Genomic DNA, 17,465 nt, shown 5'->3' on the forward strand with positions numbered 1-17,465 from the left:
AACGCGCAACCCTCAGTCAACATTCACGCGCGCACGCACGCGGGCCGCGTACAATTGTTTGAGCAAAAGCGCTTTGAGTCTCCAGTCGGCCTGACGATTGTCGATATCTTTAAAAACCGAAGGACTGTTGCGTCGGTTCGGGCGCCTGCCCCACATGTATGCCTTCCAGCTCCAGCATGCGGGTCTTGGTGGTGGAACCGCCAGGCGCCGAGAACCCACCGATCTTGCCGCCGGCGGCAAGCACCCGGTGACAGGGGATGATCAGGGACACCGGGTTCTTGGCCATCGCCTGACCGACGTCGCGCGCGACTTCCGGGCCTGCGCCCAGTTCCTTTGCCAGCGCGCCATAGGTGGTCGTCTGCCCCCAGCGCAGCTCGCGGGTCGCAGCATAGATGCGCCGGAAAAGCTCATCCTGCCCTTCCAGATCGACCGCAAAGCCTGTGAAGTCGACCTCCTTGCCATCGAAGTAGCGTTGAACGGCCTCCACTGCCTCCCGGATTTCGGGTGTCGGCTGGGAAGCCTCGGCGGCCGACAGACGCCGCAACAGCAGCCGCTCGGTTGCCTGTGCCGCCGGGGTCGGCAGTTGGAATCGCGTGATGCCCACATCGTTCCAGGCGATGCCGCAGAAGCCGGCCGCAGTCTCGAAGATGAAATAGCGATGTCCTGCCTGGCCCATCCGTATAGCCTCCCTGTGTCTCTACTATCAAAATCGTGCCGGAGAGCTGCGAATTCAACCCGTTTCCTGCCTCGGTGGCCGCCGCTTACTGGCTGCTCAATATCAAGCGCAGGTCGAGAGCGCAGCCATTTGCGAAAGCTTTACGGTTGTCGGGCAAGGTTCCGCACCAACATCAGGAGACGACGGTGGACATCCTGCATACCCCGACGATCATGCTCAGTTCGTTCGCGACGCTGGTGGTCTTCGCCGTTTTTTTCGGCCTTGCCTGGCGGCAGGAACGCAAGAGCCTCGAACTGCTTCTGTGGTCCTCGGCCTTCTCCATCGGCGCGGTCGGCTTCGTCCTTTTCCGCGTCGTGCGTACCGCACCATGAAGACGGGACCGGCCGCATCGGTTTGACACTGTTTACACAGCAGAAAAATAGGGATATTTGTTATCCTTAATAGATGCGCATTGGCATCCGCCGGACGAAGACATGATCCTCAAAAGCCAAGTCGAATGGGCGTTGCATTGTTGTGCCATTCTCGCCGGCCTGCCTGAAGGCCGCTATCTCTCAACCAAGGCGCTGGCGGAGTTCCACGGGCTGCCCAAGGAGTATCTGTCGAAGGCGCTGCAGAGCCTTTCGCAGGCCGGTCTCGTCCACACGACCCTCGGTCCATCGGGCGGATACCGGCTGGCAAAAGCGCCGGCCGAGCTGACCTTTCTCGAAATCGTCGAGGCGGTCGAAGGCAGATCGAGAACCTTCGTCTGCACCAATATCAGGGCCAACAATCCCTGTCGCGCACCCGGCTACTGCGAAGAGACGCCGTGCGCGGTGGCGCGCATTATGTGGGAGGCCGACGAAGCCTGGCGCGACAAGCTGCGCAGCGTGCGCCTATCCGACCTGATCGAGATCCTCTCGCAGGAAATTCCCTCGGATCTCTGGAAACGGAGTTTCGCGTGGGTTCTAGAGCGCGCCGGTTGAGCGAAACCCGGCGTCTGTGCCTGAAGGCGGCACGTAGAAATAGGCCTGAGCCGGCGGCGCAAGCGAGAGACCCTCGAGACGGCATTGCTCATGAACGCGGTCGATCACCTCGTTGCGTGCCGGCGTCCGCTCAGCCGGGTTCTTGACGCGGAACTGCAGCTCGACCTCGACGGCCACGGCGTCGATCGCCTTGAGGGAGACGACCGGCGGCGGCTCGCGCACGATCAGGCCGCACCCTTGCAGAGCTCTCTGCATCGTTTCTTCGATCCGGCGTGGCGGATGATCCGCGGCAAGACGGATCGACAAAGCGATCTGGTGCGTCTCGTCCGGACGGCTGAGATTGGTGAGCCCGACCTTGGCGAGCGCGCTGTTGGGCAGCACGACGACATTGTGCGCTCCGGTGAGCAGAAAGGTGGAGCGCCAGTTGTTCTCGATGACACGGCCTTCGGTGCCGTCGCCAAGCACGATCCAGTCGCCGATGGCAAAGGGCCGCCCCAGTATCAGCGCGATACCCGAGAACACGTCGCCGAGCGTATTTTGAAGCGCGAGACCGAAGATGATGGCAACCACCCCGGAGGTCGCAACCAGCGTGCCGATCGGCGCCCGGAAGACAAAGCCCAGTATCGACAGTGCGACGCCGAGATAGACAATGGCGACGATGAGGTCCTGCAACAGGCGGGCCTCCTGCGGCCGCCTTTCAAGGACGATGTAGAGACGCACGAAGCCGATAAGCGACCAGGCGAGGTGCGTCCACCACAGCACCCGCGCCGACGTCGCCAGGAAGGCGAGCGCTCCCTGAAGATGCTGATCGTCGCTCCGATGCGGCATGATCCCGGAAAGGAGGAGAACCGTCGTCATCATGCAGAAGAAGAGGATCTGGACAATCAGCCTGGCGAGCGGGCGACGGCGCCCCTGCACATGCCAGACAACAATGCCGGTGATGCCGAGAAGATTGATCAGCACGAGCGGCAACGGCAATTGGTCGGCGAACATGGCAGGCTCCAACGATTGCAGGCAAATTGCAGGACCGGGCGCTTGTGCAGCCGGTGCCCCCGGTCCTGCCAGGATCATTTCATCGGATAGGTCAGTTCCTTTTCGGCGGTATCGACGACGAAGACCGCGAGCAGCTTGGCGGGCTCTGTCTCGCTGCCGTTGGCGCTGACGCCGTGACGGTCGCCGGGCATTTCCGAAAAGTTCTCGCCGGCCTTGTAGACCTTGACCGGTCCATCATTGACCTGGCTTCGGATCGAGCCTTCCAGCACCGTCGCATAGATGAAAGCGGTGCTTGGATGGGTATGCGCCTCCGAAGAGCCGCCGGGCCCATATTCCACAAGAACGCCCTTGATGCTCTTGCCCGGCACGTTCGGCAACTCGTGCTCATAGACCAGGGTGACCTTGGCAGCGTCGCCGGCAGCGGCCGTGCCGAACAATGCGGCGGTGACCGCAGTGGCGGTGATGAGAGACTTGATCATGTCGGAAGTCCTTTCAGGGGGCTGGGGGTGCGCCGCCGGCGCAGCCGTATGTGCTCACTTACGGGGAGCCGTGGCGAACCATTCTTCGAAGGTGATCCGGCCGAGGCGGGGATTGTTGTCGGAGACCAGCGAGCCGTCTTGCAGCAGCGCGCCGAAGTAGCGAGCCTCCCGATCGGCCTCGACCTTGCGGTTGTCGCCGCTTGCCTTGAGGTAGCGGGCGACGAGATCGCTGAGGCGTGAGCGCTCCGGTCCGGCAATCTCGATCGTGCCGTTGACCGGGGCGGCAAGCGCGACCGCGGCCATGGCATCGGCGACGTCATCGGACGCGATCGGCTGCACATAGGCCGGCGAGAGGTGCACGGTGTCGCCGACAGTCCCGGATTGGGCGATGCCGCCCAAAAACTCCATGAATTGGGTCGAATGCACGATCGTATAGGGGATACCGCCGGCCTTGATCAGTTTCTCCTGGGCGAGCTTGCCGCGGAAATAGCCGCTTTCCTGCAGACGCTCGGTCCCGACGACCGAAAGCGCGATATGGTGTTTGACGCCGGCAGCCTTTTCCGCCGCAAGCAGGTTGCGGCCGGAGGTCTCGAAGAACTCGAGCACCGCCTTGTCCTCGAAGGAGGGCGAGTTGGCGAGGTCGATGACCACCTCGCAACCGGAAAGCGCCTCGGCGAGACCTTCGCCGGTGATGGTGTTGACGCCCGTATTCGGAGAGGCGGCAACCACCTCATGGCCTTGCTTGCGCAGGCGTTCGACCGTCTTGGAGCCGATCAGGCCCGTTCCGCCGATAATGACGATTTTCATGAGATCCTCCAATCGTTGCGGCGACTGGCCGCGTTGTTCGATCACTCAGGAACAGGGTTTAGTTCAGTCCTGCCTTGTCGAGGCCATAGAGCTTGTCGGCCGAGCCCGGCACGGCGTTGAAGGCGACACTGACGCGGTTCCAGGCATTGATGACCATGATGGAGAAGGTGAGATCGGAGATCTCCTTCTCCGAAAGCTGGCCGCGTACACGCTCGTAAAGTTCGTCCGGAATGCCGCCTTCGGGCAGTTTCGTAACCGCCTCGGCCCAGGCAAGCGCTGCGCGTTCGCGCGGGATGAAGAGGTTCGATTCACGCCAGATCGCGACGTGGTAGAGACGCAGTTCGCTCTCGCCGTGAATCTTTGCCTCCTTCACATGCATGTCAACGCAGAAGGCGCAGCCATTGATCTGCGAGGCCCTTATGTTCACGAGGTCGCGGATCTTCTGTTCGATGACGCTGTCCCTCAGGCTGAGGCTGAGGTCGGAGATTTTCTTGAAGAACTCGGGGGAATGCTGTGCGTAGTTCAGGCGCTGTGTCATGGGTTCGCTCCACAATTAAGGACATTTGTTATCCTTATGGATACAAGATATCCGTAATTACTGGACAGTAAAGCGCAACGGTCATACACTCGGCGCATAAGGCTTATGCCGAAACGTTTGAGGGACCGGATGGATATTGTCTCAGCGCTGAGAGCCTTCCTGCGCGTGGCGGAGACGGGCTCGTTTTCCGCCGCAGCACTCGATCTCAACCTGACGCAGCCGGCGGTCTCGCGGCAGGTATCGGCTCTCGAGGAGCACCTGAACACGCGCCTTCTTCACCGGACGACGAGCGCATTGGCGCTTACCGCCGAGGGCGAGCACATGATCCCGATGGCGCTCCGGGTAGTGGAAGCGGTCGACGCCCTGAACGAAGCCTCGTCTGCCGAGACTGCCTTGGTCTCCGGTCGTGTCCGGCTCACCCTGCCCGCACCCCTCGGGCTTTATGTCAGCGATCGGCTCGCCGCCTTTCTCGAGCGGCATCCCAGCCTGTCGGTCGAGTTGATCTTCCGGGAAGAGCCGTCGGATCTGGTCGGCGAAGGCATTGATCTCGAAGTGCGCCTCGGTCCGGTGTCGGACAGCAGCCTGATGTGCCGGCGCATCGGCTGGACGACCGCCTTCCTCGTTGCCGCACCGAGCTACCTTGAACAGCGGGGTGCGCTCAGGACGCCCGATGATATCAGCGGCCACGAATGTATCTGCTACAGTCGCGCCGGTGACGGACGCTCCTGGTCCTTTTCCGATGGATCCGACGACATCTTCGTGCGCATCGCCCCGCGTCTCGTCGCCAACAATGCGGTGGCCGTGCACCGTGCGGTGCTTGCGGGAAGCGGCCTGGCGATCCTGTCGCACATCCTCGCCTGCCCCGACATCGAAGCTGGCAGGCTGGTGAACCTGATGCCGGACTTTCCGCCAGCGCGGCTGCCGATCAGCGTCGTCTATCCGTCGCGCCGGAACATGCCGCTGCGTGTGCGAACCGTTCTCGATTTTCTTGTCGAGGCAGTGAAGGAAGATCCGTTGATGGCGTCCGCCTCCTCCTAACAGCGGAACGCCGCTCAGCGTTGTCCGGTCGTTGCGCGCAACGGGAGTCCGTTGAAGGCCTTGATCTCCTTCAGCACGAAGGTCGTCTGCATTTCCTTGATGCACGGCAGCCGCCGCACCACTTTCATGGCGAAATCCGAATAGGAATCGAGGTCGGATGAAACGACCTGCAGAAGGAAGTCCGCGTCGCCGGCTATGCTGTAGCAGGCGACAACGCTGTCGAGCTTCATCACTTCATCGGCGAAAGCATCGGCTTCCGCCTTCGTATGGCTGTCGATCTTCACCCGGATGAAGGCGAGCACTCCCAAGTCGATTTCCTTCCGGTTCAGGACAGCCATATAGCCCTGAATGACGCCATCATCCTCAAGCTGGCGCACGCGCCGCCAGCAGGGCGAGGTCGACATGCCCACTTCCTCCGAAAGCGCCTGGTTGCTCAGGCGCCCGTCATTCTGCAGCGCGGTCAAAATCTTCACATCGGCGGGCGTCAAGATCGCAGGCATGTCCTACCTCATTCTTTGTCAATACAGGTAGAACCTACCGCATATTCGTAAATCTCCGCAACATCCGAAAGAACTTACCTCAAGGCCTGCTCTATTCTCCCCATCGACAAACAGAGAGGAATAGACCACCGTGCTTCAGGACATCCGCCTCGCCATTATCATCAATCCGGAGCTGCCGCCGGGTCATCTCGCCAACACCATCGCGGCGATTTCCATCGGCATCGGCGCGGCCATGCCCGTTCTTGGCAATCAGCACCTTACCGACAGCAATCAAAATACGATCGACATCAGCTCCAACCGACCCATCCCGATCCTGCAGGCCGACAATAGGACGATCGGCGCGTTGCTCCTGAAGGCGCTGCCGAAAGAGGAAGACCGCATCATCGTGCCGTTTCCGGCTTTTGCGCGCTCTCTGCACAGCTATGCGGACTACGAAACGCAATTCCCCGTGCGTGATCTCTCGGAGGAAACGATCGACGGCATTGGCCTGGCCGGTGCCTCCAAGTGGGTCAAATCGCTGACGGGATCCCTGAAATTGCTGCGATGAAGCGAAAGTCCCGCAACGGCGCGGAAGGCAAAACCTCACCTCCTTGTCCAGCATGTACATTTTTTTCATCGCGACCAGACCAATGGCGGAATTGGTGGCGACACATCCGCAACACTTCCGCCCATTCGACCGAAAGGACATAGCTTTCCGGCTTGGCGACTTTTTCTAGCCTTGACGACTCCTGTCGTGCGCGACAAGCTCTGAAAACGATTTTCAGAATATCAGAATATCATCATAGACCACATCACCCCGGCCGCCGCTGCCGTGGTTGATCGCGCGATGCGATACCTGTTGGGGACCAATGCGCATGACCAATCAACGTCTCATCATGCTGATCTTCTTCCTTCAGCCGATCGCCTTCGGCGCTTGGCTGCCGCGCATCCCCGATGTGCAGCAAAGGCTTGGCCTCGGACCGGCGGAACTGGCAATCGCATTGCTCGGAATGCCCGTCGGCATTCTCTTGACGCTGCCGTTTGCCGGACGCCTGGTCGCCCGGGTCGGCGGTCGCGCCACCATCCTCTACGGCTTCATTGTGTTTCTGGCGCTCGTCTGGCTGCCGACATGGGCCTCGAATATCGAGATCCTCTTCGTGACGCTCGCCATCGTCGGTGCGGCCCTGACGACGCTCGAGCTCGGCCTCAACATCGAGGCGGATGCGATCGAGAAGCACTCCGGACAGTTGATCATGAGCACCTGTCACGGCTTCTGGAGCCTCGGCATCATGACCGGCAGCCTGATCGGCGTCGGTTTCGCCGCGGTCCATGTTGCGCCGGAATGGGCAGTGCCGCTGGCGGCCGCGGTCATGTTGCCGATCAGCGTCTTTTTCGCCAGAATGCTGCCGCTCCTCCAAACCGGCGAGGCCGCGGCTGCGGAGGCGGCGCCGTCCAGGCGACGGCTGCCGAGCTTTGCGCTTCTCGGCGTCTGCTTCTTCGTCTTCGGCATCACCATGACCGAAGGCGCTGTGGCAGACTGGTCGGCCGTTTTCCTGCGCGATGTCTTCGGGCTCTCCAGCGCCAGCGCCGGCTTCGGCTATTCGATCTTCGCCTTCATGGTGGCAGCCGGCCGTTTTGCCGGTGACCGGCTGAAGGCGAGTTATGGTCCGGTGGCGGTTGCGCGCGCCTGTGGCATCGCCAGCATTGCCGGGCTGCTTCTGGTCGTTGCAAGCCCCGCCGCCTGGGCAGCGCTGCTCGGCTTTGCCGCCATGGGCTTCGGGGTATCTGTCGGCTTCCCGCTCGCCGTCACGGCGGCCGCCGACCAGAAGGACCGACCGGCCGCAGCCAGCGTCGCCATCCTGTCCTTCATCGCTCTGCTCGGCTTCCTGCTCGGACCACCACTGATCGGCCTGATCGCCGAGCACAGCGACATGCGCTTCGGCCTCGGCGTGCTCGTGCCCTTCCTCGCCGTCAGCCTGCTTTTGACCGGCCGTTTGAAGCCGGCCAACCGCGCGAGCGCGCAGGACGCCCAGCAAGCCGCGAGCCGCGCGTAACAGCCAAGGCGATAGATCCATGGAACCGTGAAAACCCCGGCCGATTTTCGGCCGGGGTTTTCGTCGTTTATCGGCAGACGTGGCTTACTTGCGCGCCGCCATCGTGTTGTAGCTGGTGATGAGGTTGCGGTAGTCGGGAATGTGGTTCGAGAACAGCGTGCCAAGCCCCTCGATATCGTTGCGCCAATCGCGGTGCAATTCGCAGGCAACGCCGAACCAGGTCATTAGCTGAACGCCGGCGGCGGTCATGCGCGACAAGGCGGAATCCCTGGTCACCTCATCGAACGTGCCGGAAGCGTCGGCGACCACGAAAACCTCGAAGCCTTCCTCGATCGCCGAAAGCGCCGGAAACGCCACGCAGACCTCGGTCACCACGCCGGCAATCAAGAGCTGCTTCTTGCCGGTCGCCTTCACCGCCCTGACGAAATCCTCATTGTCCCAGGCGTTGATCTGGCCCGGACGGGGAATGAAGGGCGCATCGGGAAACAGTTTCTTCAGTTCAGGCACCAGCGGGCCATTCGGACCATCTTCAAAGCTGGTCGTCAGGACCGTCGGCAGCTTGAAGTATTTGGCGAGGTCGCCGAGCGCCAGGACATTGTTCTTGAACTTGTCCGGATCGAAATCGCGCACCAGCGACAGGAGGCCGGTCTGATGGTCGACGAACAGGACGGCAACATCATCCTTGTTGAGACGTACGTAGGGCTTGGTCATCGGAAGTCCTTTCTTTCGTTTAGTTCCATCACGGCCGGCAACGTCCTTGTTGCTGTCTGATCCGCTGTGATTGAACGTAGGCTACTTCAGGACCACGCATGCAAAAAGATTGTGGAATCCGACGCAGTGTCCTATCAATAGAACGATGCAAGACCTGAACGACCTCTATTATTTCGTGCAAGTCGTCGAGCATGGCGGTTTTGCGGCAGCGGCACGGGCGACGGGAACGCAAAAATCCCGACTGAGCCGGCGCATCGCGATGCTGGAGGACCGGATCGGCGTCCGGCTGATCCAACGCTCGCCGCGCCGGTTCTTTGTCACCGATGTCGGCCGCGAATATTACCAGCGGTGCGTCGCCGTGTTAATCGAAGCCGAAGCGGCAGATGCCTTTATCGCACAGCAGCAGGGAGAGCCTCAGGGGACTATCCGGGTGAGCTGCCCGACGGCGCTGATCTCCTTCCAATTCGGCAGGCTTTTCGCCCGGTTCATGACCGCGCATCCGAAAATCAGCCTGCAGCTCGAAAGCACCAACCGCCGCGTGGACGTGATCGCCGAGGGTTTCGACGTCTCGATCCGAGTCCGGTTTCCGCCGCTGGAAAGAAGCGAGCTGGTCATGCGCAAGCTCGACGACAGCTCGCAATATCTCGTTGCCAAGCCGGGGTTCCTGAAGGAACCGGTCCAGACGCCCGAGCAACTGACGGGGCTCGCAAGCCTTGCCTGGACTTCGGCCACACACGCTTACGAATGGCGGTTGGAAAGTGCCACGGGAGAGCAGGCGGTCGTCCGGCACGAGCCACGCTTCCTGACGGACGATATGGCAGCGCTGCGCGAAGCGGTGCTCGACGGAGCCGGAATCGTGCAATTGCCGACGATGATGATCTGGAAGGACCTGGCGGCCGGAACCCTGGTGCCGGTGCTGCCGCAATGGCGGCCTGCATCCGGCATCGTGCACGCCGTCTTTCCCTCAAGGCGCGGGCTTCTGCCGTCGGTTCGCACCTTCATCGACTTTCTCGCCCAGGAATGCGCTGCCGATCGCCTGACGGTGAACGAGAGTCTGGCATAACCGACGAACACCACCCATATGAGCGTTTAGTGCGTCTCGAAGGCACCTCTTCGCCTTCGATCCGCAGACCCATGCGCAGGGCGCATAGTAGCCATTCCTTGCATCCCGCGCCGGTTTTCACGATCTTAATAATGAAGCCGCGTTCGACGCCGGCTCCCTTCAGCACTCCATCCCAGTCGTAGACTTTTCCCCCGGCCACTGGCCGGCGCGGCCAATTCCGGCTTGAACAATAGGGAAGGTAATCATGCAGACTTCTGCCAAGACACTTGACGCCAAGACACTGGACAAGATGACGCTCCACGAGCGCTCGGACATGATGGCGCTCGTCGCAGACGCACTCGAAGCAACGGCCGAGAAGGCCTACGAGATCGGCGATGACCGGTTTGCAGAGAATTCGATCAGCCTCGCCAACATCATCATCAGCTGTGCTGACGACCTGGTCGTTGGCGATCTGCCGGCGGCCGAACTTCTGTTGCAGCAGGGTATCGCGTTGATCAGCCTGTTTCAGGGCGAGCCCCGAGAGTTCACCTTGCACTAAAGCTTACGACCACGGCCGGCGACCAGCCGGCCGTTGCCACTTTGCACCGGTCGATGATGATTATCCTCGACCGGCCGCGGCGGCTGCTCAGCGGGCCATTAGGCGTCTCACGCGCCTTCGAGCGCGAGGTCGACCGCGGCCAGCGCATGAATCTCAGTGGTATCGAACACCGGAACCGGGCTGTCGGCCTGCGAAATCAACAGCATGATCTCGGTGCAGCCCATGATGATCGCTTCCGCGCCCGCATCGACCAGCCGCGCGATGACGCCGCGATAGGCGTCGCGCGAGCTGTCCTTGACGATGCCGGCGACGAGTTCTCGATAGATGATCTCGTGTACCTTGGCGCGGTCGTCCGCCTCCGGCACCAGCACCTCGAGACCAAACGTGTCCTTCAAACGGCCCTTGTAGAAATCCTGCTCCATGGTGAAGGCGGTTCCAAGCAGACCGACCTTGCTCAGGCCTGCGGCCTTGATCTTCTCCGCCGTCGGGTCGGCGATGTGAAGCAGCGGAATGGAAACGGCTGCCGAAACGTCGGCTGCCATCTTGTGCATCGTGTTGGTGCAGATCATCAGGAAATCGGCGCCGCCGGCCTCCAGGCGACGCGCCGCCGCAATCATTTCCTCTGTCAGAGCCGGCCAGTCGCCATGATGCTGAAGCCGTTCGATTTCGCCGAAATCCATCGACCACATCAGCGACTTTGCCGAATGCACGCCGCCCAGGCGGCCGCGAACCGTCTCGTTGATGATGCGGTAGTACTCGGCCGAGCTCTCCCAGCTCATGCCGCCAATCAGGCCGATGACCTTCACTTTGCGCGCTCCATTTTCGAACCGGACTCTGAGCTAACAAATCGTGAGCCATCGCGATAGCTCCAGCGACCGCAAGCGCCCGGCGCAGAAGGCAATTGCGGGGCTCAACGCCGGTCTCCGACGAGCCCCTTTCCCGCCCCCATCAACGGACTTTTCCGCGAAGCTGCGTGACGTGACGACGACAACCGATTGACATTTCCGGTTTCGTGGACTTTTATATTCCAAAATAAAGAACGACATAGCACAATTATGGAATAAGAGGAGGAGCAAATATGAAATCGACCAAACTTGCATTGCTTATCGGAACCGCGCTCGTGGCATCGGCAACCCTTGCCTTTGCCCAGGAAAAGGGTGGCGTCATCAATGTCGCGACGGTCGGCGAACCGCCGACGCTCGACCCGATGGCGTCGACCGCCGACCTCGTCGGCATCGTCTCGCAGCACATCTTCGAAACGCTCTACACCTTCGACAAGGACTGGAAGCCGACGCCGCTTCTGGCGAGCGCCCTTCCGGAGATCAGCGCTGACGGCAAGACCTACACGATCAAGCTGCGCTCCGGCGTCAGGTTCCATGATGGCACCGACCTCGATGCCAAGGACGTGGTCGCCTCGCTCGAGCGCTGGACGAAGGTCGCCTCGCGTGGCAAGCAGACCGCAACGACGATCTCGGGCATCGAGGCGGTCGACCCGCTGACGGTCAAGATCTCGCTCAACACCCCTTACGCGCCGCTCGTCTCGCTGCTCGCCTTCAACAATTCCGCGGCGATCGTGCTTCCGTCGGAAAAGCAGGCTGAACCGATGACCGATTTCGTCGGCACCGGCCCCTACCAGCTGAAGGAGCGCAAGGCGGACCAGTATATCCAGCTGACCCGCTACGACGCCTACACGTCGCCGGAAGGCGACGCCAACGGCTACCGCGGCGCCCGCCACCAGTATGCCGACGAAATCCGCTTCGTGCCGGTGCCGGACCCGAACACCCGCGTCGAGGCCGCCGTCTCCGGCCAGTATGACTATGTCGATTCGCTGCCGGTCGAATCCTTCGACCGCGTGAAGGGGTCCAGCGCCTCCGATCCTGTCATGCTGCAGCCCTTCGGCTGGCCGGTCTTCGTGCTGAACTCCGGCAACGGCATGACCAAGAATGTCGATCTGCGCAAGGCGATCCGCGCCTCGCTCAGCATGGAAGACATGATGGCGGCCGCCTTCGGCACCACCGACTTCTATGCGCTCGATGCCGCACTTTATCCGTCGCAATTCACCTGGCGCACCGATGCCGGCACCGAAGGCGCCTACAACATCGCCGACCCGGAAAAGGCTGGCGAACTCTTGAAAGCCGCCGGCTACAAGGGAGAGCCGCTGCGCATCCTCACCAGCCGCCAGTACGAGTTCCACTACAAGATGGCGCAGGTCGCGGCCGAATATCTGAAGCTCGCCGGCTTCACCGTCGATCTGCAGGTGGTCGACTGGGCGACGCTCACCCAGCGCCGCGCCGACCCGACGCTTTGGGACATCTACATCACCCACAGCCCCTTCCTGCCGGAACCGGCGCTCATCGGCATGATGTCGACCAAGGCCCCCGGCAACTGGGATACCCCGGCGCGTGCCAAGGCGGTCGATGCCTTCAACGCCGAATCCGATCCGGCCAAGCGCGTGGCTCTCTGGGCCGATGTGCAGAAGGTGATCTTCGAAGAAGTGCCTTTCATCAAGATCGGCGACTTCAACGCGCTCTCGGCAAAGTCGAAGACGCTTGAAGGCGTGTCACCGGCGCCATGGCCGTATTTCTGGAACGCTTCGATCAAGAAGTAAGCTCCCACCCTCCCAGGGACTTCGGCGGACGCCCAGCCACTGGCCTGGCGTCCGCCGGAAGGGCGCGCCGTTGTTCATTCACACCAGTGGGCAAGGTGCACAGGAAAGGTTCGAGGCCACCATGTTACGCTACATATTCCAGCGGCTGATGGGCATGATCGTCGTCATGGCGATCGTCGTCACGATCGTCTTCGTCATCGTCCGCGTGACACCGGGCGACCCCGCTGCCGTCATGCTCGGCCCGGAGGCGACCCAGGAGGACATCGCTGAACTGCGCACCCGGCTCGGCCTCGACCAGTCGCTCGGCCTGCAATATGTCTACTATATCGGGCAGTTGCTTCAGGGTGACCTCGGCCAGTCGATCTTCCTCAACCAGCCGGTGACCTCGGCGCTTGCGGAACGCGCCGAGCCGACCTTCTTCCTGACGCTGTTCTCGATCGTGATCGCCTGCGCCATCGCGCTGCCGATCGGCATCTACGCCGCCTATAGGCGCGGCTCCTTCGTCGACCAGGCGGCAACGACCCTCGCCATGCTGGCGGCGAGCATACCGAGCTTCTGGCTCGGCCTGATCCTGATCCAGGTGTTTGCGGTGCGCTTTGGCTGGTTCCCGGTTTCCGGCTATGGCGGGCCCGGCTCCTCCTTTACCGAGCGCATGTATCACCTGACCTTGCCGGCGATCGCGCTCGGCGTCGTTTCCTCCGCGCTGATCCTGCGCTTCACTCGCGCTTCGATGCTCGATGTGCTCGGCGACGATTTCATCCGCACAGCCCGCGCCAAGGGCCTCGGCGAGCGCAAGGTGGTGATGAAACACGCGCTGAAGAATGCGCTGATCCCGATCCTGACGATCATTGGGCTGACAGCCGCGGTGCTGATCTCGGGCGCCGTCGTCACCGAAACCGTCTTCGGCCTGCCGGGCGTCGGCAACCTCGTCGTCTCCGCCGTGCTTCGCCGCGACTATCCTGTCATCCAGGGTGCCCTGCTGGTGATCGCCGCGCTCTATGTGCTGATCAATTTCGCGATCGATATGCTCTATCTCCTCGTTGATCCAAGGGTACGTTACTGATGGCTATCACCGTATCTGCCCCCTCCGAGAGCGAGGGCCGCAAGTTCATCCGCCGGCTGCTCAAGCGCAAGACCGTTGCCTTCGGCCTCATCGTGCTGACCGTCTTCGTGCTCTTGGCCGTCTTCGCGCCACTGATCGCGCCCTATGCGCCCGGCAAGCTGTCGATCGTCAACCGTCTGTCGCCGCCGAGCCCGCAATGGTTCTTCGGCACCGACGAATTCGGCCGTGACGTCTTTTCCCGCACCATCTATGCCGGCCGGCTGTCGCTCCTCGTCGGTGCGGCCGTCGTCACGCTCGCAACCGTGATCGGCGTCGTGCTCGGCCTGCTCGCCGGCTTCTTCCCGAAGCTCGACACACCGATCGCCCGCGTCATCGACGCGATGATGGCCTTCCCGGATATCCTGCTTGCGATCGCGCTCGTCGCCGCCCTCGGACCATCGCTGACGACCGTCATCATCGCGCTCAGCATCGTCTATGCGCCCAGGCTTGCCCGCGTGGTGCGCGCCTCGACGCTGGTGATCCGCGAGCTTCCCTATGTCGAGGCGGCGTGCGCGCTTGGAATCTCGACCCCGCACATCATGACGCGCCACGTGCTGCGCAACCTGCTCTCGCCCGTCCTGGTCCAGGGCACCTTCCTCTTTGCCCATGCGATGCTTGCCGAAGCCGGCCTCTCTTTCCTTGGCGTCGGCGTCAGCCCGGAAATTCCCACCTGGGGCACGATGATCGCCTCGGGTCGCCAATACATCGGCCAGGCCGACTGGGTGACGCTCTTCCCCGGCATCGCCATCGTGCTCTCGGTCCTGTCGCTGCAGATGGTCGGAGACGGCCTGCGCGACATGCTCGATCCCCGCCTCAGAAAGGACCTGTAAGTCATGACGAACGCAACCACCAGCGCAGGTCCGGTGCTGATCCGGCAGGTGAAACCCGTCGCCTTCGGCATGGCCGCAGCGGCCGAAACGATCGATATCCTCGTCGATGGCGAAGGCCGCATCGCAGCCCTCGGTCCTAACCTGGAGGCATCAGGCAGCGTGCGCCGCATCGAGGGCAATGGCGCCTGGATCTCGCCCGGTTGGATCGACCTGCATGCCCATGTCTGGCATGGTGGCACCGACATTTCCGTGCGCCCGCAGCTTTGCGGCATGGAGCGTGGGGTTACCACCATCGTCGACGCCGGATCGGCCGGCGAAGCCAATTTCCACGGCTTTCGCGAGTACATCATCGAGCCCTCGCGCGAGCGCATCAAGGCATTCCTCAATCTCGGTTCGATCGGTCTCGTCGCCTGCAACCGCGTCAGTGAACTCAGCGACATCCGCTCGATCGACATCGACCGCATCATCGCCTGCTACCAGGAAAACCGCGAGCACATCGTCGGGCTGAAGGTCCGCGCCAGCCATGTGATCACCGGCTCCTGGGGCGTGACGCCGGTCAAGCTCGGCAAGAAGATTGCCAAGATCCTGAAGATCCCAATGATGGTGCATGTCGGCGAGCCGCCGGCGCTTTACGACGAGGTGCTCGAAATCCTCGGTCCCGGCGACATCGTCACCCACTGCTTCAACGGCAAGGCCGGCTCCAGCATCATCGAGGACGAGGACCTGTTCGAGCTTGCAGAACGTTGCGCCGGCGAAGGCATCCGCCTCGACATCGGCCATGGCGGCGCCTCCTTCTCCTTCCGCGTCGCCGAAGTCGCGATCGCCCGCGGGCTCCTGCCTTTCTCGATCTCCACCGACGTACATCTGCGCAGCATGAACCAGTCCGTCTGGGATCTCGGCACCACCATGTCGAAGCTGCTCAGCGTCGGCATGCCCTTTGAAAAGGTGGTCGAGGCCGTGACCCAGGCGCCAGCCTCGGTGATCCGCCTGCCGATGGACAATCTCTTGAGCGTCGGCGCCCGCGCCGAGTTCACCCTCTTCGATCTCGTCGATAGCGAACTCAGGGTCTTCGATTCACTCGGTGCTGAGGCGCATCTCAACCGCCTCTTCGAGCCACGCTACGCGGTGATGGGCACCGAGGTGGTCGCGGCCAACCGCTATCAGCCGCCGCATATCGAGTGCCCCGATCACAGCCAGGGTTACGTCTATCGCTGACTCGAGACGACAGAATACAGCAATGACAGGACATCGCGTGAACAGTCTGGACCAGAATAAAGACAGCCCTGCCGCCGCCTCGCCTTATCAACGGCTTCAGGCCCTCGGCATCAACCTGCCGCCGGCGCCGCCGCCGATCGCGAATTTCGTGACGCATGTGCGCGAAGGCAACATCCTCTACCTCTCAGGCCAGGGCCCGCGTGAAGTCGATGGCCATCTGCATGCCGGCAAGGTGGGCGCCGATGTCGATATCGACAGCGCCTATGATCACGCCCGGCTGACCGGCATCAACCTGCTTGCCGTCATGCACGATGCACTGGGCGACCTCGGGCGGGTCAAGCGCATCGTCAAAATCCTCGGCATGGTCAATGCCGTTCCGGATTTCGCCGAGCACCCGCGCGTCATCAACGGCTGCTCGGACCTGATGATGGATGTCTTCGGCGAGGCCGGCAGCCATGCGCGCTCGGCGGTGGGTTTCGGGTCGCTACCCGGCAACATCACCGTCGAGATCGAAGCGATCGTCGCTCTGCACGATTAACGACGGGAGGTTGGATCAATGGCTGCGCCAGCCCATCATCTTCTCGATCCGCTCGGCGGATACCCTGACGTGATCGGCGTAGAACGCCCGGTCGTCGAGGATCTTCTGCTCCGGCAGAACGATCGAGATCGTCGCGGCGCAATTGCCCTTGTCGTCGAGAATGGGAGCGGCAACGCAAGCGACCGCATAATCGGATTCGCCGGCCTGGATCGACAGCCTTGCTTGAAGCGCGCTGCCGGCCTGGTCGGAAAGTGCCGCCGGATCGATGTCGGCGCGGCCGGTGGGCGAAGTGCGGGCGCAGCGGCGGAAAAGCTCGAGCCTTTCCTCGGCCGGCAGATGGCCAACGAGCAGGCGACCGGATGCCGTCCAGTTGAGCGGCACACGGGTGCCGACGCGCGAGGTCACCTGGAAATGGCCGGGACCGTCGGCCATGGCGAGCACCTGCATGTAGTCGCCGTCGCGACCGCACAGCTGGATCGTTTCGGAAACCTCGCGGCCGAGATCGTGCATCTCGCGGGTGGCAACACCCAGGAAATCGAGGGACCGGGCATAGGCGAGACCATAATGGTAGAGCCGGTCGCCAAGCCAGACGAGGCCATCGGCATCGCGGCTGAGCAGGTTCTTCTCGACCATGTCGTCGACAATCACATAGGCCGTCGACAGCGGCGCGCCGACCGCCTTGGCAATCGCGTAGACGCCGCTCGGGGAACCCGTCTCGTAAAGGAAATCGAGCACCTGCAAGGCGCGGTCCATACCGCTCACGCGCGAACGGCGCGGCTTGCCGGTCGTTTCAATATCATCGTTCGGCTCGACGCCGGTCATCGTCTTGTCCAC

21 protein-coding genes are annotated in these 17,465 nt (G+C 62.2%); 12 read left to right on the forward strand and 9 right to left on the reverse strand.

Features of this window, described 5'->3' with window-relative positions; translation table 11 throughout:
- Window positions 1–109 precede the first annotated feature (109 nt).
- Entirely contained in the window at window positions 110–676 is a 567-nt protein-coding gene (locus tag AC3WWH_RS19945) for a methylated-DNA--[protein]-cysteine S-methyltransferase (protein WP_113398752.1), read from the reverse strand.
- A gap of 185 nt (window positions 677–861) precedes the next feature.
- On the opposite strand from AC3WWH_RS19945, the gene AC3WWH_RS19950 reads away from it, so the two are divergent.
- A complete protein-coding gene (locus AC3WWH_RS19950) occupies window positions 862–1,047 on the forward strand; it encodes a hypothetical protein (protein ID WP_492377181.1) in 186 nt (61 codons plus the stop codon).
- Window positions 1,048–1,149: 102 nt separating this feature from the next.
- Complete coding sequence (locus AC3WWH_RS19955) at window positions 1,150–1,638, forward strand: RrF2 family transcriptional regulator (RefSeq protein ID WP_058322122.1); 489 nt, start codon at window positions 1,150–1,152, stop codon at window positions 1,636–1,638.
- Here AC3WWH_RS19955 and AC3WWH_RS19960 read toward each other — a convergent pair.
- From AC3WWH_RS19960 to AC3WWH_RS19975, 4 genes are all read right to left on the reverse strand, one after another.
- The gene (locus AC3WWH_RS19960; protein ID WP_058322121.1) at window positions 1,621–2,631 is read right to left on the reverse strand and encodes a mechanosensitive ion channel family protein; all 1,011 of its coding nucleotides are present in this window, start codon (window positions 2,629–2,631) and stop codon (window positions 1,621–1,623) included. The genes AC3WWH_RS19955 and AC3WWH_RS19960 overlap by 18 nt on opposite strands.
- Before the next feature lie 74 nt (window positions 2,632–2,705).
- Complete coding sequence (locus AC3WWH_RS19965; protein ID WP_058322120.1) at window positions 2,706–3,110, reverse strand: cupin domain-containing protein; 405 nt, start codon at window positions 3,108–3,110, stop codon at window positions 2,706–2,708.
- Between the two features lie 54 nt (window positions 3,111–3,164).
- Window positions 3,165–3,917: an SDR family oxidoreductase gene (locus AC3WWH_RS19970; protein WP_057255313.1), complete on the reverse strand. Its 753-nt coding sequence runs from the start codon at window positions 3,915–3,917 to the stop codon at window positions 3,165–3,167.
- A gap of 58 nt (window positions 3,918–3,975) precedes the next feature.
- Window positions 3,976–4,455 (reverse strand): carboxymuconolactone decarboxylase family protein, encoded by a 480-nt coding sequence (locus AC3WWH_RS19975; RefSeq protein ID WP_492377182.1) that lies wholly within the window; start codon window positions 4,453–4,455, stop codon window positions 3,976–3,978.
- 129 nt (window positions 4,456–4,584) lie between these two features.
- Between AC3WWH_RS19975 and AC3WWH_RS19980 the strand changes: the two genes are divergently transcribed.
- The gene (locus AC3WWH_RS19980) at window positions 4,585–5,493 is read left to right on the forward strand and encodes a LysR family transcriptional regulator (RefSeq protein WP_113398756.1); all 909 of its coding nucleotides are present in this window, start codon (window positions 4,585–4,587) and stop codon (window positions 5,491–5,493) included.
- 14 nt (window positions 5,494–5,507) lie between these two features.
- Here the strand turns inward: AC3WWH_RS19980 and AC3WWH_RS19985 are convergent, their stop codons facing one another.
- The gene (locus tag AC3WWH_RS19985) at window positions 5,508–5,993 is read right to left on the reverse strand and encodes an Lrp/AsnC family transcriptional regulator (RefSeq protein WP_492377183.1); all 486 of its coding nucleotides are present in this window, start codon (window positions 5,991–5,993) and stop codon (window positions 5,508–5,510) included.
- A 130-nt stretch (window positions 5,994–6,123) separates the two neighbouring features.
- Between AC3WWH_RS19985 and AC3WWH_RS19990 the strand changes: the two genes are divergently transcribed.
- Together AC3WWH_RS19990 and AC3WWH_RS19995 are read left to right on the forward strand one after the other, a co-directional pair.
- The gene (locus AC3WWH_RS19990; RefSeq protein WP_058322117.1) at window positions 6,124–6,540 is read left to right on the forward strand and encodes a DUF2000 domain-containing protein; all 417 of its coding nucleotides are present in this window, start codon (window positions 6,124–6,126) and stop codon (window positions 6,538–6,540) included.
- A 307-nt stretch (window positions 6,541–6,847) separates the two neighbouring features.
- Window positions 6,848–8,026: an MFS transporter gene (locus AC3WWH_RS19995; RefSeq protein ID WP_058322116.1), complete on the forward strand. Its 1,179-nt coding sequence runs from the start codon at window positions 6,848–6,850 to the stop codon at window positions 8,024–8,026.
- A gap of 84 nt (window positions 8,027–8,110) precedes the next feature.
- On the opposite strand, the gene ycaC is transcribed toward AC3WWH_RS19995, so the two are convergent.
- Window positions 8,111–8,737: an isochorismate family cysteine hydrolase YcaC gene (ycaC, locus tag AC3WWH_RS20000; RefSeq protein ID WP_492377184.1), complete on the reverse strand. Its 627-nt coding sequence runs from the start codon at window positions 8,735–8,737 to the stop codon at window positions 8,111–8,113.
- A 145-nt stretch (window positions 8,738–8,882) separates the two neighbouring features.
- Here ycaC and AC3WWH_RS20005 point away from each other — a divergent pair, with 145 nt between their 5' ends.
- Window positions 8,883–9,800, forward strand: a complete 918-nt coding sequence (locus tag AC3WWH_RS20005) for a LysR substrate-binding domain-containing protein (protein ID WP_058322114.1) — start codon at window positions 8,883–8,885, stop codon at window positions 9,798–9,800.
- 244 nt (window positions 9,801–10,044) lie between these two features.
- The gene (locus AC3WWH_RS20010; RefSeq protein ID WP_057255307.1) at window positions 10,045–10,338 is read left to right on the forward strand and encodes a hypothetical protein; all 294 of its coding nucleotides are present in this window, start codon (window positions 10,045–10,047) and stop codon (window positions 10,336–10,338) included.
- A gap of 107 nt (window positions 10,339–10,445) precedes the next feature.
- Here AC3WWH_RS20010 and AC3WWH_RS20015 read toward each other — a convergent pair whose 3' ends face one another.
- Window positions 10,446–11,144: an aspartate/glutamate racemase family protein gene (locus tag AC3WWH_RS20015; protein ID WP_058322113.1), complete on the reverse strand. Its 699-nt coding sequence runs from the start codon at window positions 11,142–11,144 to the stop codon at window positions 10,446–10,448.
- Window positions 11,145–11,416: 272 nt separating this feature from the next.
- Between AC3WWH_RS20015 and AC3WWH_RS20020 the strand changes: the two genes are divergently transcribed.
- The 5 genes from AC3WWH_RS20020 to AC3WWH_RS20040 all read left to right on the forward strand — a co-directional run bounded on the left by AC3WWH_RS20020 (window position 11,417) and on the right by AC3WWH_RS20040 (window position 16,631).
- The gene (locus AC3WWH_RS20020; protein WP_492377185.1) at window positions 11,417–12,946 is read left to right on the forward strand and encodes an ABC transporter substrate-binding protein; all 1,530 of its coding nucleotides are present in this window, start codon (window positions 11,417–11,419) and stop codon (window positions 12,944–12,946) included.
- Window positions 12,947–13,067: 121 nt separating this feature from the next.
- Entirely contained in the window at window positions 13,068–14,009 is a 942-nt protein-coding gene (locus AC3WWH_RS20025; protein WP_058322111.1) for an ABC transporter permease, read from the forward strand.
- Window positions 14,009–14,878, forward strand: a complete 870-nt coding sequence (locus AC3WWH_RS20030) for an ABC transporter permease (RefSeq protein WP_058322110.1) — start codon at window positions 14,009–14,011, stop codon at window positions 14,876–14,878. Before AC3WWH_RS20025 ends, AC3WWH_RS20030 begins: the two co-directional genes overlap by 1 nt.
- A 3-nt stretch (window positions 14,879–14,881) precedes the next feature.
- On the forward strand, window positions 14,882–16,093 hold the full coding sequence (locus AC3WWH_RS20035) for an amidohydrolase/deacetylase family metallohydrolase (protein ID WP_058322109.1): 1,212 nt from the start codon (window positions 14,882–14,884) through the stop codon (window positions 16,091–16,093).
- Window positions 16,094–16,115: 22 nt separating this feature from the next.
- Window positions 16,116–16,631: a RidA family protein gene (locus AC3WWH_RS20040; protein ID WP_058322108.1), complete on the forward strand. Its 516-nt coding sequence runs from the start codon at window positions 16,116–16,118 to the stop codon at window positions 16,629–16,631.
- Between the two features lie 15 nt (window positions 16,632–16,646).
- Here the strand turns inward: AC3WWH_RS20040 and AC3WWH_RS20045 are convergent, their stop codons facing one another.
- Window positions 16,647–17,453 (reverse strand): IclR family transcriptional regulator, encoded by an 807-nt coding sequence (locus tag AC3WWH_RS20045; protein WP_058322161.1) that lies wholly within the window; start codon window positions 17,451–17,453, stop codon window positions 16,647–16,649.
- Window positions 17,454–17,465 lie beyond the last annotated feature (12 nt).

Source organism: Ensifer sp. EB106-03-01-XG145 (genome assembly GCF_058792075.1).